Origin of the sequence: Lysinibacillus sp. UGB7, from assembly GCF_049058285.1 — a bacterium.
Taxonomy (GTDB): Bacteria; Bacillota; Bacilli; order Bacillales_A; family Planococcaceae; genus Lysinibacillus; species Lysinibacillus sphaericus_B.
Genome location: NZ_JBMGUV010000022.1, coordinates 1 through 21,829, shown reverse-complemented (window position 1 = coordinate 21,829; position 21,829 = coordinate 1). Strand labels below are relative to the sequence as shown.

Here is a 21,829-nt window from a genome sequence, read left to right as displayed (position 1 = left end):
TTACGCTTTTTCAATAGGTGCAAATTGTGCAAGTAATCGCTTAATACCAATTGGTTGTGGGAATGCGATATCAAGCTCTGTACTATCACCCTCGCCTTTTACACTTACAACCATACCTGTTCCCCATTTTTTGTGAACAGCCTTATCTCCAGCTTTCCATCCAAACTGGTCACCGCCAGTTGATTGTAAACGGGCAGTAGCTGGTTGTGTTTGCTGTACGCTGCCTAGTGTACGTTTTTGATAGCCGCCAGAAGAACGATTACCAGTTGCAAAAGGTACCTCAGGTTTGGTACCAGCTTTAGATATGGATTCCGTAATATTCTCTGAAATTTCACGTAAGAAACGAGAAGCATTATTGAAACTCGAACGTCCAAAAATCGTACGAGATTGCGCACAAGTTAAATACAAACGTTCCTCCGCACGTGTAATACCTACGTAAGCAAGACGTCGTTCCTCTTCCATTTCATCCTGATCGTCAAGTGAACGAGAGTGTGGGAAGATATTTTCCTCCATCCCAATAATGAAGACGACAGGGAATTCTAAACCTTTTGCAGCATGCATCGTCATTAAAATAATGCTGCCCTTCGATGTATCTTCTTTATCGAGTGCATCAATGTCCGCGATGAGTGCTAAATCCGTTAGGAAGGCGATTAAGCTCTTATCATCACTACGTTCCTCAAACGCTTTTGTTACAGATAAAAATTCTTCAATATTTTCTAAACGGCTTTCTGCTTCAATGGTCTTTTCGTTTTGTAGCATTGCACGATAACCAGATTTCTCTATGACCTGCTCAACAATCTCCGTTACAGATAAAAATTCTTGCATATCTGTAAAGCCTTTAATTAGTGCATAAAAGTGCTCTGCTGAAGCTGCAGCTTTACCCGTTAACCCCATAAATATAAGATCATTCATTGCATCAAAAACCGAACGATCTTGATCTATCGCATAGCGTGCCATCTTTTCAAATGAAGTAGCGCCAATACTACGCTTTGGTTCATTAATAATTCGTGCGAGCGATAAATCGTCATCATTGTTGGCAATTAGCCGTAAATACGCCAGTAAATCCTTAATCTCTTTTCGATCATAGAATTTTGTGCCACCTACGATTTGATAGGTCATATTAGATTTAACAAGCACTTCCTCCATTACACGAGATTGTGCATTTGTTCGATATAAAATGGCGAAATCATCAAATGAGCGATTTTCTTTTTTCATAAGCTCTTGGATCGTTTGGATGACGAACTGTGCTTCTTCTTGTTCGTTATAGGCTTTGTACAGAGCGATTTTTTCACCCTCTACGTTTTCTGTGCGTAGTTCTTTTGGATAACGCGTCGTATTATTTTGAATGACGTCATTAGCCGCTTTCAGGATGCGTTGCGTGGAGCGATAATTTTGCTCTAGCATAATTGCCTTAGCATTTGGATAATCTTTTTCAAATGAAAGGATATTTCCGATATCTGCACCACGCCAACGATAAATCGATTGGTCAGAATCCCCTACGACACAGATATTTTGAAATTTCTTTGCGAGTAGCTGTACGAGTAAATATTGTGATTTATTTGTATCTTGATATTCATCGACATGAATATATTGAAATTTATTTTGATAGTATTCAAGCACTTCTGGTACACGCTTAAACAATGTAATGGTTGTCATGATTAAATCATCAAAATCGAGTGATTGGTTTCGACGTAGACGTTTTTCATAGCCTTTGTATACTTGCGCAACCGTTTTTTCATACGGGTTATTTTCATTCATATTGGTTGTATATTCATCGGCTGTGATACACTCATTTTTGGCCGAGCTGATCGCATTTAAAATAGCACGCGGCTCAAATCGTTTAGGATCAATGTTCTCATCCTTCATGACATTTTTCACGACCGATAACTGATCCGTAGAATCTAAAATTGAGAAGTTACGTGACATACCAAGCTGATCGATGTTACGACGCAAAATGCGTACACACATTGAGTGGAACGTCGATACCCACATGCTGTCGCCAGTGCCATTCCCGAGGATACCATCAATACGTTCTCGCATTTCACGTGCAGCTTTATTTGTGAAAGTGATTGCTAAAATTTTTGATGGATATACTTCCTTTTCGATCACCAAATACGCAATACGATGCGTCAATACTCTTGTTTTCCCAGAGCCTGCACCTGCCATAATTAGCAGTGGGCCTTCTGTTGTTTTCACTGCTTTTTCTTGCTCAGGATTCATTCCTGCTAATAAGTTTTTCGTTAACTGCTCCATATTGCACCTCCAATCAAATTCCCCATGGCGAGCTTTTCGCAAAATCTTGTATAATGCAAAGTCGTACAACAAAGCCTTACAACGTAGCGTCTTTAACGATGCAGTGTTGTTAGCCTTATCGTTAAAACGAAGTTTGTAGGGTAAGCTTTTACAAAGTGTACATGACTCTATAAATTTTCACGAGTAAATCTAAGGCACTCGCCGGAGATTGTAATTTCATTAAGATAGTGTTTCAATGTCCACTGAATAAAATTACTCAAACGTTTGTTCTTAATTATATCGTATTTTTAACAGCCTTAACAGTCGCAAGTGCGGCTTTTAAATCTTCGTAGATTATATTGCCAACAACAACCGTATCCGCATATTTTGCCATGTCCGCCGCCTGCTTCGTAGAAGTAATGCCACCGCCGTAAAATAGCTTTGTATTTTGCAATTCACTTTTTACAGCACGTACAAGTTCAATATCACCATACATCCCGCTATATTCTATATAAAATACAGGTAGTTTAAAGAAGTTTTCGGCCATTCGTGCATAAGCAACAACATCATCTATTGATAAATCTGTTTTCGCCCCTGTTACTTCAGCTACTTTACAATCTGGATTTAAAATACAATATCCTTCAGCGACGAGTTCATCCCAAACCATAATATCGCCGTATTCTTTAATGGCCTCATGATGTATATTTTTAATCCATTTTGGATCATCACTATTTAACACCGTCGGAATGAAATAATAGTCATAACCCGGTGTCACCGATTCTATCGTTGAAATTTCAAGTGCTATAGGTACTTCAAAGCGACGAACACGTACAAGCAAGTCTAATACACCATCTAAAGTTACGCCATCTGTGCCGCCAACTAAAATTACGTCTGTTCCTGATTCGCAAATTTTTTCGAGTGCCTCATCCGATATTTCTTTAGCCGGATCTAGCTTGAACACATGTCTCCACTCTAAATAATCCATTTATTTTACCACCTATCATTTTCTATCTATTCGTTTACAAGTATAGCTTATGATTCTCGACAAAAAAATGAAAAAGACTGAGCAGAAACACTACTCAGCCTCTTACTTATTATTCTTTTGGTGCTTGGAATGGCTTTTCGTCTGGATACAAACGACCTAACATTTCATCATATGTATCATTCCCATAATCAAAGCAACGACGTACACGTGAAATGGTTGCTGTACTTGCACCCGTTTCCTTTTTAATGGATTCGTAGGTTTTCTTTAAACGTAATAAATGTGCAACCTCAAAACGTTGTGCTAGCGATTGAATTTCACTAATCGTACATAAGTCGTCAAAAAATTTATAGCATTCTTCGATGTCGTTTAGCTCTAACACTGCTTTAAATAACTGATCTGTTTGATGCCCTCGAATCTTTTCGATTTGCATGCAATTTCCTCCTTTTAAGGCTGCGTTTTCACCATTGCTTGTAACCCTGGTGAAGATGGTACGAAATGAACCCAAGACTTTCCTGGTACTAACTTCACTAACTCGCCAGACTCTTCAACAGCCATTGGTAGTCCATCCCTATTAGCCCATTTGACTTCTCTCATATAGCCATTTTGAAATACATACGCATTTCCACCAGATGTTAAATCAATATCTTGGCGACCTACATTATCAATTGTTTGATGCTTCATCTCAAAGAATAAAACATTCGCAACTGTTAGTGCTTCGCCTGTCAACATATCCTTTGTGTTAACGCCAGCCGATTGTCGTCCATAACGATTGTTTTGATGATCATACACATACGAATTGTGGAAATACTCATTATTTCCATAGTAAATGTCAACTTGACTTGTTTCAACGCCTATTTTACCACGTTCATCAGGTTCATAAAAAGCCTGACGTACTTTTTCACTGTAATTCATTGAAGCGCCTACTTTTTCGGCACCCTTTAAAATGTTTTCTGAAGTAATATATGAGTTATGTGGCGCCACACGCTCATTTGAACGTTTGAAAAGTGTTCCATCATAATTCATACCATTAATATTGTCTACTACATTATTACTAAGCATTGATTTTGCCTCTGGACTATAGCCATGTGCTACATAAAATGCACCAAAGGCCTTCGCCATATCGACAAAGTAAGAACGTGCACTACGAACTGGTCCAACATTTTGTGGTAACTCACTTTGATAGATTGCTAATAAACGAGTAACATTACCTTCTGCTAACATTTCATAAATCATATCGGCTGCTGCGATACCAGATTGCGGGCGAGCAGCAGGATGATTATTAATCGTCACAATAATTGGACGTTGTGTTACTTCTTCAGCGACAGCTTCTCCTGTTAATGGCGCAACTTCAACTTCTTCAACAGGCTCTTCAATAACTGATTCCTTTTCAGTTGTCGCAACATCTTCTTCCACTTCTGATGCATCTTTTGAACATCCTCCGATGAACAAAGCGCTAAATGCTAATGCCATAAATAATTTCTTCGATTTAAACACAATCATTCCCCTTCCGCGATTAACGCATCACTGCTGGTAATAATAATTTATTCTTCATCACATCAAAAATACCTTTTGGCGTAATGCGAATATAAGGTAAGTGGGTGGATTGTAAAAATAATAGAGAATAAATAGCATCACCTAGGTGATAGCCTCGATCCATAAGTGCTTGTTTTAAAACAAGCTCCTGGTCCATTAATTCCTCAAAGTTACTTTCTGACAATAAACCGTTAATGGCCAACGGAATTGAAGCAATAACCTCATCCTTGTCAACTAAGACAATTCCACCTTTCATCTTTTTGAATTCAACAAAAGCTTTTTTCATAGAATGTAAATTTTTACCAATAAAAATAAAATCCCCTGTATTAGAATAGGAAGAAATTAATCCGTCAATATTTGTCGCAAATCCCTTAATAAAAGTATTGACTCGCCATTTACCGTTGCGGTCCACAAGCATTAAAAAACATTCATCTAAATCTCCAATAATTTGCCCGTCCACTACTTGGGCAGTCACATTATAGGGCTTCGTAATTACATCATTTTCAAGTTTTATGCCTAATGGTGTAGAGAATTGAAAATCTTTTTCTTCCACATCAAAGCTCACTTCAAAGTTCTTCTCTTCCTGCCAATCGACTGCATCGAAGGTATAACTCTTTATCCCATCACGCTTCAGCCAAACTCCTTTAGATAACACACTTTCTGGCGTTGGCGTAAATTCATCTTTCAAAATATTGAACGTCGCCACTCGGCCTGTCGCAATGATTCCTTGGTAATGAGTTAAATCATAGTAACGAGCAATGTTATAGGAAGCCATTTGGTATGCATCGATTGGTGATACCCCTGCATCCAAAGCAAGCTGAATACATTGGTCCATAACGCCCTTACGATAAAAACTCGGCGTTGAGCCATCAGTGGTCATCATTAAGTGATCAAAAATAGCAAGCTGTTTATCTATCACATCTTTTAATATGCTCTCTAAATCCTGCCTAATAGAAGAATGACGCAACGTGACTACATATCCATGTAAGATTCGTTTTTCCACATCTTCAAAAGTCATCGCCTCGTGATCACCGTCTGCACCAATCAGCTTCATCTTCGCCAATGTATTAGAAGACGCACCTGGGAAATGGCCTTCTATCTTTTTATTTATGTGCTTTGCTTGTAAAATCCAATGGAGCATTTGATTATCACCTTGTAGCAAACGGGGCCATCCCGTTAGTTCCCCACCTAATAATACGTCAGATCTATCCAGCCATTGCTGAACAGAAGATGTTGTGAAAATTTCTTCTTCATTATAAATTTCTGTTTGTGCATCAAAGCGAGCCCACCAATAAAATATGAACGGTAGTGTATTTAGTTTCTCAATTAGTGAAAACGCTTTCTTTTCTTTTAACATTAATAAAAGTGTTAAATTATCTGAAATAAAAGTAGTGGTGCCTCCTTGGGCTGCATAGTCAGCAAAAGATTGCGGATTATATAGTTGTGTTGGATGCACATGGGGTTCGATATATCCCGGGACTATTACTTTATTCTCTACATCAATTATTTCTGTCCCAACCACATTTTTTGGCATCTCTTGCCCTGTATAAACAATTCTATCTCCACTTACCCAAATATTACCTTTAACCCACTGTTTAAGCATACTATGTAAATAGCGAGCATTTTGAAAAACAATATCTGGATTATTTTCGCCATTAATAATATTAATATGATTTCTCACGTCTTTTATTTTCCAATGGTAATCCATTTTTCTATACTCCTCTCCTATAGAGTTTTGTATCTATATCGTAACATTTCACTTTGCCAAAGCAAGTTTTTTCTATTTAATAATTTACTATATTTTAACAAGATAATACACCCCTTTTAACTAAGAGTTTGTATTTATCAATATTTTTCTATAGCACACCGCGTACTAAACAAGCTATGCTTCACAGATTGGACATGGATTATACCAAATTTCTATTGTAGCTCTTGCAAACTCCGAACACTGACTGTTAAAACGAAGCCATATTACCTTGCTGTTTTGAACAGGATTTTATTGCCATACGGAGCATTTATATTCAGGTTTAGTTATTCATCTCGTACACATACTACTATTGCATAAACGCATACAAGCATGCTTTGTGTATCATCTTGTTTCAATTTGTAGCACCCCGTTTTTTTTCCACTATGACTAAAGGAGGAAATTTACATGATGCAGCAAGCTAATTTGAGTGATAAAAATGCCTTTTCACGCTTTGTTCTTGGTACAAGTATGACGGCGTTTGGCATTGCCAAAGTGTCTAGAAATCCTGACTGTACAAAAGGTCGATTGATGATTGCATTAGGTGCCATGAAAATGGCTGAGGGGATCTTTAAATATTGTCCGACTAAAGCTTTGCTAAGCTCCAATATGCAAAGTGCCATGAGCACCTCTATGCAAAGTATGCTCAATGGACAAGGTTCTATGTCCTCTGACCAAATCAATAAGCTTATGAAGGATTTCTCTTCGGCTATTTCTGGTAATGCGTCAGATACAAATTCGGCTGCTAAGTCCACTGACAACAGTGCTTCTCAAAAATCAAATTCCTCAGGCAGTACTAGCGCCACAAATAAAGCTCAAAATCCTTCTTAGTCAAAAAAACCGTCTCAACTAACTGTTGAGACGGTTTTTCCTATCGAGCGACCAAGCTTAGCCACAGTTTTAATTTTCAAGGTTGGCATGGCATGTTTCCACTATACAATAGGGATTAGTGAACGCCATTAATACACTTATTTCAAAGTACGCCAACCGATATCTTTACGGTAAATAAAATTATGCCATTCCTCTGTTGTGATTCCTGCATATACTTTTTCTTGTGCTTCTTTTAAAGTAGGAGCCTTTGCACTAACAAGTAATACACGTCCACCATTACCAACAAATTTTCCATCAACTAGCTTCGTGCCAGCGTGGTATATCGCGTGCGAGTCAGCTAATGACTCTAAGTCCGGTAACGCATTTCCTTTTTCTACATCACCAGGATAGCCCTCAGCTGCAATTACAACGCCTAACATGGCATCATTTGACCATTGTAAATCAAAAGGTCTTTCATCCATTAACGCAGTCATGAACGCACCAAAATCGGAAGTCATTCGTGGTAGCACGACCTGTGTTTCTGGGTCACCAAAGCGCGCATTAAATTCGATCACTTTTGGCCCGTTTTGCGTTAAAATAAGACCCGCATATAAAATCCCTGTGAACGATACGCCATCTGCATCCATTCCTTTAACAGTTGGTTCAACAACTGTTTTGTACGCTACGTCCACTACTTCTTGTGAGATTTGTGGTACTGGTGAATAGGCACCCATCCCACCTGTGTTCGGCCCTTTATCACCATCATAAGCACGTTTATGATCCTGAGCAATAACCATTGGATATATTTGTCCCTTATGGACAAATGACATAAAGGAAAATTCTTCCCCATCAAGGAATTCTTCGATAACAACGCGAGATGATGACTCACCAAAGCGCTGATTGCCAATCATGTCCTGAACTGCTTCAATTGCCTCTTCTTCAGTCATGGCTACAACGACACCTTTACCAGCAGCTAAACCGTCCGCCTTAATAACGATTGGTGCACCTTGCTCTTTAATGTATGCAATAGCCTTTTCTGCTGCTGTAAATGTTTCATGTGCAGCCGTTGGGATATTATATTTATTCATTATATCCTTCGCGTATGATTTACTACTTTCAATTTGTGCTGCAGCCTTTGTCGGGCCAAATACCCGTAAGCCACGCTCAGTAAAGAAATCTACGATCCCTACAGCGAGTGGCTGCTCAGGACCTACAAATGTTAAATCTACTGCATTTTCTTTTGCAAATTGTGCAAGACCCGCGAAATCCATTGTGTCAATTGCAACGACTTCGGCATCACCACGCATCCCGTCATTACCTGGAGCTACAAAAACTTTATTTACAGATGGAGAAATACTAAACTGCTTGGCAATCGCATGTTCACGACCACCGCTTCCGATTACTAATACATTCATTATTAGAGAATCCTCCTTTTTGTGAGTAAGACCGAGATGAACCAACATCTCGGTCTTAATGTCTGTATATTCTTTTCTAAGGCATTTAAGGCCTTCGACATTTCTTGTTAATTAATGCTTGAAATGACGTACTCCCGTAAATACCATTGTTATGCCAAACTCATTCGCTTTATCAATGGAATCCTGATCTTTAATGGAGCCACCTGGTTGAATAATCGCTGTAATACCTGCCGCTGCCGCTGCTTCTACTGTATCGCTCATTGGGAAGAACGCATCGGATGCTAATGCTGCACCTTGCGCTTTTTCACCTGCTTGCTCAAAAGCAATTTTTGCTGCGCCAACGCGATTCATTTGCCCTGCTCCGACACCTAATGTCATTTGTGCATCCGTGACAACGATTGCATTGGATTTTACATGTTTCACGACCGCCCAACCCAGTTGTAAAGCTTCCCATTCCTGATTAGTTGGTTCACGATCTGTGACAACTTTGATATTTGCGTTGGCAAAGCCATAACGATCTGGCTCTTGTACAAGTAGGCCACCTTCAACAGATACAACATTCAATTTATCTTGCTTCCTTTGCTCGAATGGAATCGTTAATAATCGGATATTTTTCTTTTGCGTTAAAATAGCAAGCGCTTCTTGCGAAAATGATGGTGCAATAATAATCTCTAAGAAAATATGACTTAATTTTTCAGCAGTCGGTGCATCTACTTCCCTGTTTAAAGCAATAATGCCACCGAAAATAGATGTTGAATCTGCTTCGTATGCTTTATCAAAAGCTTCTTCTAAAGTCACACCAGTTCCTACACCACAAGGATTCATATGCTTGACTGCTACTGCCGCAGGCATTTTGAATTCTTTGACAATTTGAAGCGCTGCATTGCCATCCTGAATATTATTGTATGATAATTCCTTACCATGTAATTGTGTGGCATAAGCTAAAGAAAAGTCAGAACCAAGACGCTTTTGATAGAATGCTGCTTTTTGATGAGGATTTTCACCATAGCGTAAATTTTGTTTTAACTCATATGTCATCGTTAAGCTTTCTGGGAATTCTTCTTCTGTTAGATGATTCGAGATATATGAATCATAAGCAGCAGTGTGTCGGAATACTTTTGCAGCTAGCTTACGACGTGTTTCAATAGTTGTTGCGCTATTTGCTTGTAGTTCCTCTAATACGGTTGCATAGTCATTGCTGTCCACAATTACTGTAACATATTGATGGTTTTTCGCTGCAGAACGAAGCATTGTTGGACCACCGATATCAATATTTTCGATGGCATCATCCCATGTTACATTAGGCATTGAAATTGTTTCAACGAACGGGTAAAGATTGACACATACAATGTCAATAGGTTCTATGCCATGCTCATTCATTTGTGCTTGGTGAGAAGCATCGTCAAATTTCCCTAATAAACCTCCGTGAATCATTGGGTTTAAAGTTTTCACACGACCATCTAATATTTCTGGGAATTTTGTTACTTCATCTACTGCTGTTACAGCAACATTATTGTCTTGTAACATTTTTTTCGTACCACCAGTTGATAAAATTTCATAACCTAATGCCACTAATTCTTTAGCAAATTCTAAAATACCATCTTTATTGGAAACACTGATTAATGCACGTTTTGTCACAACGAAATCCTCCTAGTTTTATCTCGTGTTAGCCACGAAAATGTCTCGCTTATCTTGATTGAGCACTAAATCTATATTGAACAACACCATTTCAGGTGGAATCTCTCCATTTTCAGTAAAGCTTGCGGAGAATCGAGCATTTCTCCGCATCTACCTGCGCGAATTATATCAATCGGTTTTATGACATAAATAATTGTTGTAATGCCTTTGTATATAACAAGTGCTCTTCTTTATGAATTGCGGTTTCTGTTGCCTGACGGTCACCATCGACCACTGACACAGCCGCTTGTGCAATTATAGGCCCTGTATCCATGCCTTCATCTACGAAATGCACAGTAACACCAGTTATTTTGACACCATGCGCGATGGCTTGCCCAATTGCATCCTTTCCAGGGAAAGAAGGCAATAATGATGGGTGAATATTGACGATACGCTGCGAGTATGCCGTCAGAAGCACTTCACTGATTAAACGCATATAGCCTGCCAGCACAATCCAATCGACACCGCATTCGTGTAAAGCTTCAATAATCGCAGTCTCGTAATCTGCCTTCGATGCAAACTCTTTCGGATTTAATGCTAGAACCGGAATACCAAAGTTTTTAGCACGTGTTACAACAAATGCGGTGGGCTTGTCTGTGACAACAAGCTCGACCTTGGCATTTAGTGCACCATGTTCAATAGCTTCTTGAATGGCTTGAAAATTACTACCGCTACCTGAAGCAAACACGGCAATTTTAGTAGGTGCAGCCATTACACTAAACTCCCATCATGCGTGCCGTTAAATACAACACCCTCGCCTTTCACAATGCGACCAATTTTGTATGCTTTTTCACCATTTGCTTGTGCTGTAGCCATTACTTTCTCTGCCTCTTCTGCTGGTACTGCTAAAACGAAACCAATGCCCATGTTGAAGACATTATATAGATCTTTGTCTTCTAGCTGGCCTTTTTCTTTTAAGAATTCAAAAATACGAAGAACTGGCCAAGAGCCTAGGTCAATTTCAGTTGCTAAACCTTCTGGCATCATACGTGGTAAATTTTCATAGAAGCCACCACCTGTTACATGCGCACAACCATGTACATCGGCTGCCTTTAGAGCAGCAAGTACTGGTTTTGCATATAATTTTGTTGGCAATAGTAGCGCCTCACCGATTGGGCCAAGGTCTTCGTAGCCTTCTACAACTTCATTAACTGCAAAACCTTTGTCAGCAAAGACAATTTTACGAACTAATGAATAACCATTTGAATGCACACCACTTGATGCAAGACCTACAAGTACGTCACCTTCTACAATTTTTTCACCTGTGATAATGCCTGATTTTTCGCAAGCGCCTACTGCAAATCCTGCTAAATCATACTCGTCCGCCTCGTATAGGCCTGGCATCTCAGCAGTCTCACCACCGATTAATGCAGCACCAGATTGCACACAGCCATCTGCTACGCCTTTAACAATTTGTTCGATTTTCGCTGGCTCTGCCTTACCAAGTGCCACATAATCTAAAAAATACAGTGGTTCAGCACCTTGCGCTACAATATCGTTTACGCACATTGCGACACAGTCCACACCAATTGTATCGTGCTTGTCTACCATAAATGCTAATTTTAATTTTGTTCCTACACCATCAGTACCTGAAATAAGAACAGGTTCTTTTAGCTTTAGTTCTGACAAGTCAAACATTCCACCAAAACCACCGAACGTACCCATCACACCTAGACGGTTTGTACGCTCAACGTGAGACTTCATTCGTTTAACAGCTTCATAGCCCGCTTCAATATTTACACCTGCTTGTTCATACGCTTTTGACATGCAGAGATCCTCCTTTTAATCAATTACGCCTTTGCTCAGCAATCGTACCTAGTTGCATCACTTTCCTGCAAAAGTCAACTGTGACATCTGCCAAAGGCTCGTTAAGATTGCCTGTACACATAACCTTAATGTAGTAGTTCTTTTTCATGTGGTAAGATTGTATCAGGGAAAATTTCAGTTGGATATTTGCTTGTAAAGCATGCTAAGCAAAGGCCTCGGTTTTCATCATCGTATGGTCGTGCGATATTCTCCACCATACCTTCAACAGAAAGGAATGTAAGAGAATCTGCACCAATCGCTTCACGAATTTCATCGACATTATGACTGGATGCGATTAATTCCTCATGTGTCGAAGTGTCAATACCGTAGTAACAAGGATCCGTCATTGGTGGCGAAGAAATCACAACATGCACCTCAGCAGCACCTGCATCCTTTAACATTTTTACAATACGACGCGACGTTGTGCCTCGAACGATAGAATCATCAACCATTACTACTCGTTTGCCTTTCACGACTTGCACAACAGGTGAAAGTTTCATTTTCACACCACGCTCACGTAATTCCTGAGTTGGCTGAATAAATGTACGACCTACATAGCGGTTTTTAATTAAACCTAACTCATATGGAATTCCACTTTCTTCAGCAAAACCAATTGCCGCAGAAATACTAGAATCCGGCACACCTGTCACTACATCAGCCTCGATATGTGCACATTCACGTGCGAGCTGTTTTCCCATACGTTTACGTGCCATATGCACATTAATGCCATCGATATCCGAATCAGGACGTGCTAAGTACACATATTCCATTGCACACATTGCACGGTTTTCCATATCAGCGAAACGATCAGACTTCACGCCCTCATCGTTAATAATCAACAATTCACCAGGTTCAATAGAACGAACAAACTCTGCGCCGATTAAATCGAATGCGCAAGTTTCAGAAGCAACAACCCATCCATCTCCAAGCTTTCCTAGAGAAAGAGGACGTAAACCATGTGGATCACGTGCAACAAGCATTTCATCTTTAGTCATTATTAGGAATGAGTACGCGCCCTTTAATAATGACAGGGCATTTTTCACCTTTGCACGGAATGGCGAATGCGAGCTTTTCTTAATAAGATGCGCCAGCACTTCTGTATCAGAGCTGGAATGAAAAATACTGCCTTGACGCTCTAAATATTGTTTTAAGTGAGTCGCATTGACTAAATTTCCGTTATGAGCAATTGAAAGGCTACCAGTTGATGAATGGAATAGTAATGGCTGAACATTTTCGATACCGCCACCACCGGCAGTTGTGTAACGGACATGGGCAATTGCCGCTTTCCCGTTGACTGCCTTTAATTTATCTTCATTGAATACATCATTAACTAGTCCTTCGCCTTTCACCGCGCGAAGGTGCTGACCATCAGACACGACGATACCAGCTCCTTCTTGTCCACGGTGTTGAAGAGCGTGTAGCCCGTAATAACTAAGGTGTGCTGGATTTGGGTTCCCCCAAATACCAAACACCCCACATTCTTCGTTTAAGCCTCTGAGTTCAGCAAGCATGGGATTGCTCCTTTCCAATTAGAACGGAATTCCTCCACTGTACCTTCTACAAGCACACCGTTGTCACCGTTGATTTTAACAAGCGCATCGTTTGTTACGACACCGATTTTTTGTGCATCTTTTACAGTCTCAACAAATACAGCAGCATTTTCTTCTTTAACAGTTACTACAAAACGAGATTGTGTTTCACTGAATAATACCGTTGTTGCAGAACCAGTTAGTGTCACATCAACACCTAAACCATTAGCGGCAAATGTTGTTTCAGCAATTGCTACTGCAAGACCGCCTTCTGCTACATCATGTGCAGATTGTACAAGCCCAGTTTTAATTGCTTTTAGTAATGCTTGTTGACGGGCTGCTTCAACTGCTAAGTCGATAGTTGGTGCTTTACCTGAAATAACACCGTTATTTAATAATTTTTGAAGCTCTGATCCACCGAATTCCGTTTTTGTATCACCGATCACAAATACAATATCGCCAGCAGCTTTCACTTCTTGTGTAGTCACATGTGCTAAGTCTTCAATTAGACCAACCATACCGATTGTAGGTGTTGGATAAACAGCTACACCAGAACGCTCGTTATAAAGAGATACGTTACCACCAATTACTGGAGCATTCAGTGCTGTACATGCTGCTGAGATACCATCAGCTGATTTTTCAATTTGCCAGAAGATTTCTGGTTTCTCTGGATTGCCGAAGTTTAAGCAATCTGTAATGGCAAGTGGTGTTCCACCAGTTGCTACGATATTACGAGCCGCTTCTGCTACTGCAATTGCACCACCCACTTCTGGGTCAAGGTAAATGTAACGAGAATTACAATCAGTTGTCATTGCAAGACCTTTGTTTGTTCCTCGTACACGTATAACTGCAGCATCTGAACCTGGTGCCACAACTGTTGACGTACGTACTTGATAATCATATTGCTCGTAAACCCATTCTTTAGAAGCAACAGTGGGTGCTTTTAACAATGCATTTAACGTTTCTTTGTAATCACTTACCACTGGTTCAGCGTTGTCAATTGCTTGGAACGCTGCATAGTAAGCAGGCTCAGCAGATGGTTTATGGTAAACTGGTGCATCTTCTGCAAGGGCATCAGCTGGCACATTCGCTACTATTTCACCGTTGTGAAGTAGACGAAGCATTTTGTCATCTGTAACGACACCAATAGCTACTGCATCTAAATCATATTTATCGAAAATCGCTTTAATTTCATCTTCGCGACCTTTTTTCACAACTAATAACATACGTTCTTGAGACTCGGATAACATCATTTCGTAAGCTGTCATGCCTGTTTCGCGTTGAGGCACTAAGTCTAAATTCATTTCTACACCTGAGCCAGCCTTCGAAGCCATTTCAGCCGATGATGAAGTAAGACCAGCCGCACCCATATCTTGAATACCCACTAGTGCATCAGATTTCACAACTTCTAAACATGCTTCAAGTAAAAGCTTCTCCATAAATGGATCCCCTACTTGAACTGCTGGGCGTTTATCTTCTGAGTCTTCCGTCAATTCCTCGGATGCAAATGTCGCTCCATGGATACCATCACGACCCGTTTTCGCACCAACGTACATGACTGTATTACCGACCCCAGCAGCAATACCACGCTGAATATCTTTATGGTCGATTAAACCAACACACATCGCGTTAACAAGTGGATTTCCTTCATAGCAAGGATCAAATTGAATTTCGCCACCTACAGTTGGAATGCCGATACAGTTACCGTATCCAGCGATACCAGCTACGACTTCTTCAAATAAATATTTACCACGTGCTGACTTCAACTCACCAAAACGTAAAGAGTTCAACATCGCAATCGGGCGAGCCCCCATTGAGAATACGTCACGGATAATACCACCAACACCAGTTGCTGCACCTTGATAAGGCTCGATTGCAGATGGATGGTTATGAGATTCCATTTTAAATACAACTGCTTGTTCATCACCAATGTCTACGATTCCCGCACCTTCACCAGGCCCTTGTAATACTTGAGGACCTTTCGTAGGGAATTTACGTAATACTGGTTTTGAATTTTTGTATGAGCAGTGCTCAGACCACATTACTGAGAAAAGACCTGTCTCTGTCCAGTTTGGCAGACGACCTAAAATACCTTCTACCATTGCAAATTCTTCGTCTGACATCCCCATACCAGCGTATAGCTTTTCATCTTTAATTTGCTGTGCTGTTGGCTCAAACTTAGTTGTTGACATGATTTTCCCTCCACTGCTTCACAATTGATTTAAATACTGCTAGACCGTCTGCTCCGCCCACAAGTGCAGCAACAGCTCGTTCTGGGTGAGGCATCATACCTAATACATTGCCGCGCTCGTTAATAATCCCTGCGATATCTGCTAAAGAACCGTTTGGATTTTCTCCTGAGTATGTGAACACGATTTGATTGTTATCTTGTAGTTTTTGTAATGTTTCCTCGTCACAGTAATAGTTACCTTCACCGTGAGCGATTGGAATATTGATTACTTGACCTTGCTCATATTGATTTGTGAATAATGTATTGTTGTTTTCAACTTTAAGCTGTATCGTACGGCACATAAATTTTAAGTTTTTGTTACGTAGTAATGCACCAGGCAATAAGCCAGCCTCCGTTAGAATCTGGAATCCATTACATACACCTAACACAGGTTTACCAGCATCTGCTGCCTTTTTAACCTCTGCCATAATGTTAGATTGGTTTGCCATTGCACCACAACGTAAATAGTCACCATAAGAGAAGCCTCCTGGTACTAAAATGCCGTCAAAGCTACTTAAATCCGTTTCTGTATGCCATACATATTCTACTTCTTCACCTAGTTCATCTTTAATCGCATGATACATATCGATGTCACAGTTTGACCCAGGGAATACGAGTACTGCGAATTTCATGATTAGTTAGCCTCCTCGACTTCGTAACGGTAATCTTCAATTACTACATTCGTTAAAACTTTTTCACACATTTCTTTTACTAGAGTGTCGATATCGCGCGCTGAATCACTGATTGTAAGCTCTAGATATTTACCAATACGTAATTCCTCTACTTCGCCGTAACCCATTTTTGCTAAAGAACCTTGTACTGCTGAGCCTTGTGGATCTAGAATACTCTCACGTAATGTTACGAAAATTTTAACTTTTTTCATTGTTATTTGCCTCCGAGTCTAGAAAGAATAATAGTATATACTTCAGTTAAATCACCAAGGTCTCGACGAAAGACGTCTTTGTCCAACTTTTGTTTAGTTTCTGTATCCCACAATCTGCACGTATCTGGTGAAATTTCATCTGCCAGTAGCACATCGCCATTTGTATCACGTCCAAATTCTAATTTAAAATCAATTAAAGTAACGTTCACATCTGCGAATATTGGTTGCAGTACTTTGTTAACAGCTAATGCGCCATCATACATTGCTGTCACTTCTTTTGGTGTTGCAAGTTCTAGTACATCAATATGCTCCGTTGATATTAACGGATCGCCTAGATCATCGTCTTTATAATAAAATTCAACGATTGGACGTTTTAATGGTGTGCCTTCCTCAAAGCCAAGGCGTTTAGCTAAGCTGCCAGCCGCAATGTTGCGTACTACGACTTCGATTGGAATAATTTCGACCCTTTTCACAAGTTGCTCTGTATCAGACAATTGTTTTACGAAATGTGACGCAATTCCGTTTGCTTGTAATTTTTCGAAAATTAATGAAGTAATGCGATTGTTTAATACACCTTTTCCTTCGATTTCTTCTTTTTTCTCACCATTAAATGCTGTTGCACTATCCTTGTATTCTACTAGGAGTACATTAGACTCCTCAGTTGCATACAATTTTTTTGCTTTACCTTCATACAAAAGTTGATCTTTATTCATTTCGTCATTCCCCCAGATTATTATGAAATACGCTTAGACGCATTGATGTTCGGATTTTGAATTGTACTTAAGCAATTCAAAATCCGTAACATCTGTCAACGGCACTAACTTTATTTAGTCGAATGATTGAATAAAAGTTAGTTTAGTCCAAGACGCTCAAAAATCATGTCTACATGCTGTAAATGATAGTTATAGTCAAAGCACTCATCCAATTCTTCCTTTGTTAAATACGATGTAACTTTTTCACTTGCATCGACTAACGTACGGAATTGAACTTGCTCGTCCCACGCCTGCATTGCTAATGGCTGTACTGTATCATAGGCTTCCTCGCGCACTAAGCCTTTATCGATTAGTGCTAATAAAATGCGTTGAGAGTAAATCAGCCCATATGTGCGGCCCATATTACGTTTCATGTTTTCAGGGAATACTGTTAAATTTTTTACGATGTTACCAAAGCGATTTAACATATAGTTCAATGTAATTGTTGCATCCGGTAAAATCACACGCTCTGCCGATGAATGTGAAATATCACGTTCATGCCATAACGCTACATTCTCATAAGCTGTTACCATATAACCACGCATTAAACGTGACATACCAACCATGTTTTCAGAACCGATTGGATTGCGTTTATGCGGCATTGCTGATGAGCCCTTTTGTCCTTTTGCAAAAGCTTCTTCTACTTCTCGTGTTTCGGATTTTTGTAAGCCGCGAATCTCAGTTGCGAATTTTTCAATTGATGTTGCAACTAATGCTAATGCACCTAAATATTGTGCATGACGATCACGCTGTAGTGTTTGTGTTGAAATCGGTGATGCAGCCAAGCCTAATTTGTCACATACATATTGTTCAACACGTGGATCGATATTGGCATATGTGCCAACTGCTCCAGACATTTTGCCAGTTTCAATCACTTGCGTTGCTGCGTCAAAACGTTCTAGGTTACGTTTCATTTCTTCATACCATAAGCCTAGCTTTAAGCCAAAAGTTGTTGGTTCTGCATGAACACCATGTGTGCGTCCCATCATAACCGTATGCTTATGCTCTTTTGCTTTTACGGCAATAATATCGATAAATTTCACAATATCTTGTCGTAAAATATCATTCGCTTGTTTAATAATATAAGAAAGTGCTGTGTCAACTACGTCTGTCGAAGTTAAGCCATAGTGCACCCATTTACGTTCCTCACCTAGCGTTTCGGAAACTGCACGCGTAAAGGCTACAACATCATGGCGTGTTTCTTTCTCAATGTCTAAAATACGATTTACATCAAAGGAAGCATTGTCACGAATTTTTGCTACATCTTCCTTAGGAATATCGCCAATTTCTGCCCAAGCCTCACATGCTAGAATTTCAACCTCTAACCAAGCCTGGTATTTATTTTGTTCTGTCCAAATTGCACCCATCTCGGGTCTTGTGTAACGTTCAATCATTGCGTATCTCCTTCTATTCTGACCAAATGCCAGAATGCTCGATTTCTTTTAAAGTATGGTCCAAATCTTTTGTCATAATCGTTACGTGGCCCATCTTTCGGTTCACCTTAGCTTCAGCTTTCCCATAAAGATGCAATGACCAATCAGGATATTTTGCAATTGAGTTACTTAGTGGCATTACATGTTGCCCTAAAACATTCACCATAATTGTTGGTGCCCATAGTTGTGGTTTGCGCAGTGGCCAACCACAAACAGCACGAATATGCTGATGGAATTGTGATACATTACATGCTTCTATTGAAAAGTGACCTGAATTATGAGGTCTTGGTGCTAATTCATTAATAATAATGCCACCATCTGCTAAAACGAACATTTCTACCGCCAGTGTGCCTACTAAATTTAGATAATCTGCAATTTTCAAAGCTTCACTTTCAGCTGCTAACGCTGTTTCATCTTTGATACGTGCCGGTACAATTGTTTCATGTAAAATATGATGCACATGAATATTTTCACCAACTGGCTGACAATATGATTGCCCATCACCATTCCGTTGTACAATAACAGATACCTCTTTCACGAACGGGACAAATCCCTCAGCTATGCATTGTGAGTGAGCGAAAAGCCCTTCCGCTAATGGGAGGTCTACTGCTGACTTTAGAAGTTGCTGTCCTTTGCCGTCGTAACCACCTCGTGCTGTTTTCACAATACACGGATATCCAATGGTATCAATGTTGTCTACTAGCTCTTCATATGTTCCAGCCACTACATAGGGCGCTACTGGACAACCTGCGTTCACTATCGCTGCCTTTTCGGTTACACGGTTTTGTGTAATGCGAACTAATTCTGCTCCTTGAGGTACGTAAGCCATTTGAGTTAAACGCTTTAAGCCGTCATAATCAATATTTTCGAACTCATACGTTATTACATCACTTACTTCTGCAAGTTCCTCTAATGCTGACTCATCATCGTATGGTGCCACAATACGAATATCTGCCACCTGTCCACAAGGGGAATCCATTGAAGGTTCTAAAACGGCAATTTTATAGCCCGCTTCCTTTGCAGCAAGTGCCATCATACGACCAAGTTGTCCCCCACCGATTATACCTATCGTTTGTCCGGGATAAATAATCTTTGTCACACTAAGTCACCTGTGCTTTCCAATACCTGTTGCTTTGTCGCCTCGCGTCTAGCATCTAGTTTGTTAGCAAGCTCTGCATCAGTTGTCGACAAAATTTGCGCTGCCAGCAAGCCTGCGTTCGTCGCTCCAGCTTTACCAATCGCAACAGTTGCTACAGGAACACCACCTGGCATTTGGACAATAGATAAAAGCGAATCAAGCCCATTAAGTGCACGAGACTGTACAGGTACACCAATAACTGGTAACGTCGTTTTTGCTGCCACCATTCCAGGTAAATGTGCCGCACCGCCAGCACCTGCAATAATTACTTGAATACCTCGCTCACGTGCTACTTCTGCGTATTCAAACATTAAATCAGGGGTACGATGTGCGGATACTACCTTTTTCTCGTACGGTACTTGTAATTCATCTAAAATATCACATGCATGCTTCATTGTTTCCCAGTCACTTGAACTACCCATAATGACACCGATTTTCGGATTCATGAATTGTCGCTCCTTTTAAACGATAGAAAAATGATCGATTATTGTGCTAGCCTCTATTATTCAATAGCCACTGCATTTCTTTACTTTTATCTACATAGAAAATCCCCAAATAAACTACTCTCTACAATACACGTGAAAGCAGCTTACTTGAGGACTTATTATGAAAAGAATATGCAGATTTACACATCTGTACACACACCTTCCCGTAACATGCCAAAAGTTGCTTTCCCGCATAGTCCAGCATTTACGGTGCTGGGTAGAGACACTAGAGCCAATCCTCTAGCATATATGAGGGATTTAATTGTTTTTCCTTATCACATTTTAACAATTGAAAACACTATCGTCAATGCAAAAATGCGAACGATTTATTTTCGACAATTAGCATTGTTCGGTTTTAAGTCAAATTTATTCAAATTCTTGACACAACATCGCTTTAAATTGTATTTTTTGACGTAAATACGTTGGTTCTCCATCTACTATATGAAAAATCGGTTCCTCTTTCCGCCCTACCGCTAGATAACCGTCGTGACGCATTCTCGTCAAGCATTCGTCAATCGTCTCATTTTCTTCTACTTCATACCAAATTTGCTTTTTCCCCAAAGTACTCTTCCTTCCAATTTCTTGTCTTTTAATATTCTTCCTTTCTTGACATTCATTATACCCTGATATGATATTTCAAGAATACACGATTTTGTAACAATTATTAATTACGCAATAAATTTATGGAGGAGGTGAAAACATGAAGATTTCTATTGATACAGAAGCGCTCAGTTTTTAAAAAAAATTATAGCAGGCGTATAATATTAATCAGAGTCAACCGCACTGAATTCATGCTAGTGTTTTTTCAGAACAACTAATACATGTCCTTTATTTATCGGGTACATATCTAAAAAGCAACAATATCATGTGCATAAATAATAAAAGCTTTCTCTACCTTTGAAAGAATCTCACAAAATGGACATGTTACCATTGATTCACTCTCAATAAAATGAGATTTATTCATACTTTAGATTTTTATGATTAGAATGGTAAAAGCAGTAAGAGAACTTTATAATGATTCGACATATTGTAGCGTCTATTTCAAGTAAAATATAATTTTTATAATTTATAAAACAAAAAAAGTCGAGGAATAAATCCTCGACTTTTACATTTTGCCTAGCGACGTCCTACTCTCACAGGGGGAAGCCCCCAACTACCATCGGCGCTAAAGAGCTTA

General features: G+C 39.7%; 19 protein-coding genes and 1 riboswitch. Of the genes, 1 reads left to right on the top strand and 18 read right to left on the bottom strand.

Annotation, left to right across the window (positions count from 1 at the left end; translation table 11 throughout):
* The 5 genes from pcrA to ACOMCU_RS18350 form a co-directional block, all read right to left on the bottom strand.
* Window positions 1–2,253, bottom strand: a complete 2,253-nt coding sequence (pcrA, locus tag ACOMCU_RS18370; RefSeq protein ID WP_421050973.1) for a DNA helicase PcrA — start codon at window positions 2,251–2,253, stop codon at window positions 1–3.
* A gap of 274 nt (window positions 2,254–2,527) precedes the next feature.
* Window positions 2,528–3,217 carry a heptaprenylglyceryl phosphate synthase gene (locus tag ACOMCU_RS18365; RefSeq protein WP_010857148.1) on the bottom strand — a complete coding sequence of 230 codons (690 nt, stop codon included), beginning with the start codon at window positions 3,215–3,217 and terminating at the stop codon, window positions 2,528–2,530.
* Window positions 3,218–3,326: 109 nt separating this feature from the next.
* Window positions 3,327–3,647, bottom strand: coding sequence for a YerC/YecD family TrpR-related protein (locus ACOMCU_RS18360; RefSeq protein ID WP_010857147.1), 321 nt, complete (start codon window positions 3,645–3,647; stop codon window positions 3,327–3,329).
* Between the two features lie 14 nt (window positions 3,648–3,661).
* On the bottom strand, window positions 3,662–4,717 hold the full coding sequence (locus tag ACOMCU_RS18355; protein ID WP_421050972.1) for a DUF3048 domain-containing protein: 1,056 nt from the start codon (window positions 4,715–4,717) through the stop codon (window positions 3,662–3,664).
* Between the two features lie 13 nt (window positions 4,718–4,730).
* Window positions 4,731–6,458, bottom strand: coding sequence for an adenine deaminase C-terminal domain-containing protein (locus tag ACOMCU_RS18350; RefSeq protein WP_421050970.1), 1,728 nt, complete (start codon window positions 6,456–6,458; stop codon window positions 4,731–4,733).
* Between the two features lie 444 nt (window positions 6,459–6,902).
* Between ACOMCU_RS18350 and ACOMCU_RS18345 the strand changes: the two genes are divergently transcribed.
* Window positions 6,903–7,325 carry a hypothetical protein gene (locus tag ACOMCU_RS18345; protein WP_219364656.1) on the top strand — a complete coding sequence of 141 codons (423 nt, stop codon included), beginning with the start codon at window positions 6,903–6,905 and terminating at the stop codon, window positions 7,323–7,325.
* Window positions 7,326–7,462: 137 nt separating this feature from the next.
* Here ACOMCU_RS18345 and purD read toward each other — a convergent pair whose 3' ends face one another.
* The 13 genes from purD to ACOMCU_RS18280 form a co-directional block, all read right to left on the bottom strand.
* Window positions 7,463–8,719: a phosphoribosylamine--glycine ligase gene (gene purD, locus ACOMCU_RS18340; RefSeq protein WP_010857143.1), complete on the bottom strand. Its 1,257-nt coding sequence runs from the start codon at window positions 8,717–8,719 to the stop codon at window positions 7,463–7,465.
* Between the two features lie 111 nt (window positions 8,720–8,830).
* On the bottom strand, window positions 8,831–10,357 hold the full coding sequence (gene purH / locus ACOMCU_RS18335) for a bifunctional phosphoribosylaminoimidazolecarboxamide formyltransferase/IMP cyclohydrolase (RefSeq protein ID WP_421050968.1): 1,527 nt from the start codon (window positions 10,355–10,357) through the stop codon (window positions 8,831–8,833).
* 178 nt (window positions 10,358–10,535) lie between these two features.
* Entirely contained in the window at window positions 10,536–11,108 is a 573-nt protein-coding gene (purN, locus tag ACOMCU_RS18330) for a phosphoribosylglycinamide formyltransferase (RefSeq protein ID WP_421050967.1), read from the bottom strand.
* Window positions 11,108–12,163 (bottom strand): phosphoribosylformylglycinamidine cyclo-ligase, encoded by a 1,056-nt coding sequence (purM, locus tag ACOMCU_RS18325; protein ID WP_421050966.1) that lies wholly within the window; start codon window positions 12,161–12,163, stop codon window positions 11,108–11,110. Before purM ends, purN begins: the two co-directional genes overlap by 1 nt.
* Window positions 12,164–12,288: 125 nt before the next feature.
* Window positions 12,289–13,713, bottom strand: coding sequence for an amidophosphoribosyltransferase (purF, locus tag ACOMCU_RS18320; protein WP_010857139.1), 1,425 nt, complete (start codon window positions 13,711–13,713; stop codon window positions 12,289–12,291).
* Window positions 13,689–15,923 carry a phosphoribosylformylglycinamidine synthase subunit PurL gene (purL, locus tag ACOMCU_RS18315; RefSeq protein ID WP_010857138.1) on the bottom strand — a complete coding sequence of 745 codons (2,235 nt, stop codon included), beginning with the start codon at window positions 15,921–15,923 and terminating at the stop codon, window positions 13,689–13,691. Before purL ends, purF begins: the two co-directional genes overlap by 25 nt.
* Window positions 15,910–16,593 carry a phosphoribosylformylglycinamidine synthase subunit PurQ gene (purQ, locus tag ACOMCU_RS18310; protein WP_010857137.1) on the bottom strand — a complete coding sequence of 228 codons (684 nt, stop codon included), beginning with the start codon at window positions 16,591–16,593 and terminating at the stop codon, window positions 15,910–15,912. The genes purL and purQ overlap by 14 nt, the downstream gene beginning before the upstream one ends.
* Before the next feature lie 2 nt (window positions 16,594–16,595).
* Window positions 16,596–16,844 (bottom strand): phosphoribosylformylglycinamidine synthase subunit PurS, encoded by a 249-nt coding sequence (gene purS / locus ACOMCU_RS18305; protein ID WP_010857136.1) that lies wholly within the window; start codon window positions 16,842–16,844, stop codon window positions 16,596–16,598.
* Between the two features lie 2 nt (window positions 16,845–16,846).
* A complete protein-coding gene (gene purC / locus ACOMCU_RS18300; RefSeq protein ID WP_421050965.1) occupies window positions 16,847–17,557 on the bottom strand; it encodes a phosphoribosylaminoimidazolesuccinocarboxamide synthase in 711 nt (236 codons plus the stop codon).
* Between the two features lie 137 nt (window positions 17,558–17,694).
* Complete coding sequence (gene purB, locus ACOMCU_RS18295; RefSeq protein ID WP_010857134.1) at window positions 17,695–18,990, bottom strand: adenylosuccinate lyase; 1,296 nt, start codon at window positions 18,988–18,990, stop codon at window positions 17,695–17,697.
* Between the two features lie 13 nt (window positions 18,991–19,003).
* Window positions 19,004–20,128 (bottom strand): 5-(carboxyamino)imidazole ribonucleotide synthase, encoded by a 1,125-nt coding sequence (purK, locus tag ACOMCU_RS18290; RefSeq protein ID WP_421050964.1) that lies wholly within the window; start codon window positions 20,126–20,128, stop codon window positions 19,004–19,006.
* Complete coding sequence (purE, locus tag ACOMCU_RS18285) at window positions 20,125–20,613, bottom strand: 5-(carboxyamino)imidazole ribonucleotide mutase (RefSeq protein ID WP_421050962.1); 489 nt, start codon at window positions 20,611–20,613, stop codon at window positions 20,125–20,127. The genes purK and purE overlap by 4 nt, the downstream gene beginning before the upstream one ends.
* Before the next feature lie 213 nt (window positions 20,614–20,826).
* Window positions 20,827–20,925: riboswitch (purine riboswitch) on the bottom strand.
* Window positions 20,926–21,018: 93 nt separating this feature from the next.
* Window positions 21,019–21,213 carry an NETI motif-containing protein gene (locus ACOMCU_RS18280; protein ID WP_010857131.1) on the bottom strand — a complete coding sequence of 65 codons (195 nt, stop codon included), beginning with the start codon at window positions 21,211–21,213 and terminating at the stop codon, window positions 21,019–21,021.
* Between the last annotated feature and the right edge of the window lie 616 nt (window positions 21,214–21,829).

What these genes read in the sequence shown, in the direction of transcription:
- purE (WP_421050962.1), bottom strand. Translation starts at nt 20,613, where the DNA reads ATGAATCCGAAAATCGGTGTCATTATGGGTAGTTCAAGTGACTGGGAA.
- purN (WP_421050967.1), bottom strand. Translation starts at nt 11,108, where the DNA reads ATGGCTGCACCTACTAAAATTGCCGTGTTTGCTTCAGGTAGCGGTAGT.
- purB (WP_010857134.1), bottom strand. Translation starts at nt 18,990, where the DNA reads ATGATTGAACGTTACACAAGACCCGAGATGGGTGCAATTTGGACAGAA.
- purQ (WP_010857137.1), bottom strand. Translation starts at nt 16,593, where the DNA reads ATGAAATTCGCAGTACTCGTATTCCCTGGGTCAAACTGTGACATCGAT.
- pcrA (WP_421050973.1), bottom strand. Translation starts at nt 2,253, where the DNA reads ATGGAGCAGTTAACGAAAAACTTATTAGCAGGAATGAATCCTGAGCAA.
- ACOMCU_RS18365 (WP_010857148.1), bottom strand. Translation starts at nt 3,217, where the DNA reads ATGGATTATTTAGAGTGGAGACATGTGTTCAAGCTAGATCCGGCTAAA.
- purM (WP_421050966.1), bottom strand. Translation starts at nt 12,163, where the DNA reads ATGTCAAAAGCGTATGAACAAGCAGGTGTAAATATTGAAGCGGGCTAT.
- purL (WP_010857138.1), bottom strand. Translation starts at nt 15,923, where the DNA reads ATGTCAACAACTAAGTTTGAGCCAACAGCACAGCAAATTAAAGATGAA.
- ACOMCU_RS18355 (WP_421050972.1), bottom strand. Translation starts at nt 4,717, where the DNA reads ATGATTGTGTTTAAATCGAAGAAATTATTTATGGCATTAGCATTTAGC.
- ACOMCU_RS18345 (WP_219364656.1), top strand. Translation starts at nt 6,903, where the DNA reads ATGATGCAGCAAGCTAATTTGAGTGATAAAAATGCCTTTTCACGCTTT.
- ACOMCU_RS18350 (WP_421050970.1), bottom strand. Translation starts at nt 6,458, where the DNA reads ATGGATTACCATTGGAAAATAAAAGACGTGAGAAATCATATTAATATT.
- purF (WP_010857139.1), bottom strand. Translation starts at nt 13,713, where the DNA reads ATGCTTGCTGAACTCAGAGGCTTAAACGAAGAATGTGGGGTGTTTGGT.
- purC (WP_421050965.1), bottom strand. Translation starts at nt 17,557, where the DNA reads ATGAATAAAGATCAACTTTTGTATGAAGGTAAAGCAAAAAAATTGTAT.
- purD (WP_010857143.1), bottom strand. Translation starts at nt 8,719, where the DNA reads ATGAATGTATTAGTAATCGGAAGCGGTGGTCGTGAACATGCGATTGCC.
- ACOMCU_RS18360 (WP_010857147.1), bottom strand. Translation starts at nt 3,647, where the DNA reads ATGCAAATCGAAAAGATTCGAGGGCATCAAACAGATCAGTTATTTAAA.
- purS (WP_010857136.1), bottom strand. Translation starts at nt 16,844, where the DNA reads ATGAAAAAAGTTAAAATTTTCGTAACATTACGTGAGAGTATTCTAGAT.